The sequence below is a fragment of the Clostridia bacterium genome (assembly GCA_036562685.1).
In the GTDB taxonomy this organism is placed as follows: Bacteria; Bacillota; Clostridia; order Christensenellales; family DUVY01; genus DUVY01.
Genome location: DATCJR010000213.1, coordinates 1 through 3,318, shown reverse-complemented (window position 1 = coordinate 3,318; position 3,318 = coordinate 1). Strand labels below are relative to the sequence as shown.

The 3,318-nt window shown below is 35.8% G+C and carries 3 protein-coding genes; all 3 read right to left on the bottom strand.

Annotated elements, in window-relative coordinates:
- Positions 1–96: 96 nt before the first annotated feature.
- The 3 genes from cmk to surE are packed head-to-tail and all read right to left on the bottom strand — an operon-like array spanning position 97 to position 3,125.
- Positions 97–1,134: a (d)CMP kinase gene (gene cmk / locus VIL26_09090; GenBank protein ID HEY8391081.1), complete on the bottom strand. Its 1,038-nt coding sequence runs from the start codon at positions 1,132–1,134 to the stop codon at positions 97–99.
- 7 nt (positions 1,135–1,141) lie between these two features.
- On the bottom strand, positions 1,142–2,374 hold the full coding sequence (locus VIL26_09085) for an NAD(P)/FAD-dependent oxidoreductase (protein HEY8391080.1): 1,233 nt from the start codon (positions 2,372–2,374) through the stop codon (positions 1,142–1,144).
- A 1-nt stretch (position 2,375) separates the two neighbouring features.
- The gene (gene surE, locus VIL26_09080) at positions 2,376–3,125 is read right to left on the bottom strand and encodes a 5'/3'-nucleotidase SurE (protein HEY8391079.1); all 750 of its coding nucleotides are present in this window, start codon (positions 3,123–3,125) and stop codon (positions 2,376–2,378) included.
- Positions 3,126–3,318 lie beyond the last annotated feature (193 nt).

The following is a 3,318-nucleotide window of genomic DNA, read 5'->3' as shown; positions in this document are numbered from 1 at the left end:
TACCTTTGGGCTTTCTTTTTTTACCCAAAACCGTAATCGGATACAAAATCCAAATCGGTATTAATAATAAAACAACTCCAACAATGTATAAGAATGTCATAAATGCTCCTTAATGTAGTCAAGCATTTTTTCAACCACTTCAGAAGGCGTCATATTTGAAGAATCAACTAAAATTGCGTCTTCAGCCTGTCTTAGCGGCGAAATTTCCCTAGTAGTATCCATTATATCGCGTTTCTTTATATCTTGTAGAACTGTTTCAAAGTCTATTTTTTGTCCGGCATTTTTCAGTTCCTCATATCTTCTTTTTGCTCTGACCTCGTCATTTGCAGTTAAGAAAAACTTATATTTTGCATCAGGTAAAACACAAGTCCCTATATCTCTGCCGTCAATGACCATATTATATTTTTTGGCGATTTTACGTTGTGCATGCACTAATGCTGTTCTGACACATCTTAGCGTCGAAACTTTAGCAGCCGCCTGCGAAACCTCATGAACTCTTATTTGAATATTGACATTTTCACCGTCCAAAAGCACATTTTGAACACCGTTTTCAAATTCTATATCTATATGAGTTTTTTGCAAAACCTCGTCAACAGCCTTTTCATCGCTAAAATCAATTCCTAATCTCAGAATCTTAAGTCCCACGGCTCGATACATAGCACCCGTATCAAGATGCAAAATTCCTAACTTGTTAGCCAGCATTGTTGCAATCGTGCTTTTCCCCGCTCCGCTTGGACCATCAATTGCTATAGAATAACGCACCAAATCGGGACGCAAAGTTTGTGCTTTTTTCAAATACACATGATTTGGTTCCAACATTCCTGCGTAACTTGCAACATTTACCATAAGCCTGATGCACATAGGCAAAGAATTTTTTATAGGAGGCTCTAATGACGAAAACAAAGCTGCATCATTGTAGCCCATAGCACGCAAAACCGCAGCAGGATACTTCGAGGTCAAATCAGGCGTTGTACTGATAAGAATGCTAATAATCTTTTTTTCTGGATTATCAAGGTCATTTTTTCTAGCAATTTCATTCATCAGCTCTTTAGTAGCAGCCGTTATTTCCTCTTCGTTATCATGTTCTACGGTAATAGCACCTCGTATTGCCGTAATATCTATAATCGCTCTCATAATCACCTTATTGATTATATAACTTTACCGCATTTACACCAGCAAGATAACCGCTTGAAATCGCAATCTGTATATTATATCCGCCTGTAAACGCATCTACATCTATAACTTCGCCTGCAAAAAACAGCCTTTTTATCAGCTTGCTTTCCATAGTGGATGGATCAATTTCTTTTGTACTTACACCGCCAGCTGTAACAATGGCACGCGAAAAATCATCCAAACTAACAGGAGTAAGTTCAAATCTTTTCAATACTTTTATCAGCTCTTGTCGTTCTGCTTTTGATATTATATTGACTTTTTTGTCTTCAAATATATTGCTTCGCCTTATTACTTCTGGAATAAGACTTTTGGGCAAAAGGTCATTTAACGCATTCTTAAATTGCTTGTTAGAATATTTTGAAAAATCTCTCAATATTCTTTCGTCAAGTTTGTTCTCATCCAAAGCAGGCTTTAAGTCTATATATAATTTTATTTTTTCCAAAGGAAAAGTATTAATTATACTGCTAGTACTCAAAACGATAGGACCGCTTATTCCTTTGTTCGTAAACAGCATTTCTCCAAAAAGATTAGAAATAACCTTATTGTTATATTCTGCTGTCAAGGACACATTTTTTAAAGACAAACCCTGCAAGGAAGAAACATCATCCTTAACATTTATTGCAGTAAGAGCAGGTCTTGGCTGAATTATTGTATGTCCCAATCTTTTTGCAAAAGCGTAACCGTCACCTGTACTGCCTGTCAAGGGATAACTCATTCCTCCGCAAGCTATTATAACACAATCAGTAGATAATTCATATTCATTGTTGTATTTGATCAAAAAGCCGTCTGTTACTGGCTTTATTTCGTTAACTTTGCAATCAAATTTTAAATTTACTCCTGCCTTATCCAACGCCCTTTCAAAAGTCTTAATAACATCGACAGAATGGTCAGACATAGGAAAAACCCTGCCTCCCCTTTCTGTCTTTAGGGCAAGTCCATGTTCTTCAAAAAAATTCATCGTATCTTTCGGAGAAAAACGGTTAATGGCGCTGTATAAGAATTTTGGATTAGAAACTACATTTTTAAAAAATTCTTGAGGTAAAATATCATTTGTAAGATTGCAGCGGCCTTTGCCTGTTATATATAATTTTTTGCCGAGTTTATTGTTTTTTTCACATAAAAAAACTTGAGCACCTGCTTTAGCTGCCGAATAAGCAGCCATCATTCCGGCAGGGCCGCCACCAATAATAGTTACTTTCACTTTAAAATATGCCTTTTTGCTTGAGTGTTTCCAAACATTGATTATCCGTCAGATTAAAAGATATTGGTGTAATAGTTATGTATCCCTGACGCGATAATTCTACATCTGTATCTTCTGCATTTTTATGATGCTTTATCGGTTTTCCTTTTAAAAGGAACATATTAACTACTGTTCCTGGAACATATTCATCATCATATTCTTGAAAGCCCATAGTTGCCAGCCTTACACCTTTTGGTTCCGCAGTATTGGGATGATTGATATTAAGAATGGTCTTTTCGGGCAATTCAAGGTTTTTGAAAACTTCTAGATTTTGTTTTATAAAATCAACTGCAGATTGAACAGCCTTTTCGTCAGGATTATGATCAGGAATGCTTATTGCAATCGATTTTACGCCCAGTATTCTGCCCTCAAAAGCCGCTGAAACAGTTCCTGAATATAAAACGTCAGTACCAAGATTAGCACCAAAATTAATGCCAGAAATCAATAAATCAGGCATTCCTTCATAAAGCTGAGCTAAACCAAACTTGACACAATCTGCGGGAGTTCCATCTGTTTTGTAGCTTTCTACACCCTTAATCAGATTAATTTGATTGTACTTAATGGGATTGTTAATCGTTAGTGAATGGCCGCAAGCAGATCTTTCTCTGTCGGGTGCTACGATAAATACTTCATTTCCGTCAGCCAGTCCTTTTGCCAGAGCATTAATTCCTTTTGCCAAAATGCCATCATCATTAGTCAGAAATAATCTCATACTTGTATTATAAGTTATCTTCCAATCTTTGGCAAGAGCAAATATACTCTTTTCAAAACTTTTTATGTATTATGCTTTGCCAAAAATCTTTATATAACTGTTCGTATTTTGGGTCTGAAGAAAAAAACTCAATATATCCCGATTTGCAACTGTCATTAAAAATATTCTCGGATATTAATGTGTTTTTTAAATT

What these genes read in the sequence shown, in the direction of transcription:
- cmk (HEY8391081.1), bottom strand. Translation starts at nt 1,134, where the DNA reads ATGAGAGCGATTATAGATATTACGGCAATACGAGGTGCTATTACCGTA.
- surE (HEY8391079.1), bottom strand. Translation starts at nt 3,125, where the DNA reads ATGAGATTATTTCTGACTAATGATGATGGCATTTTGGCAAAAGGAATT.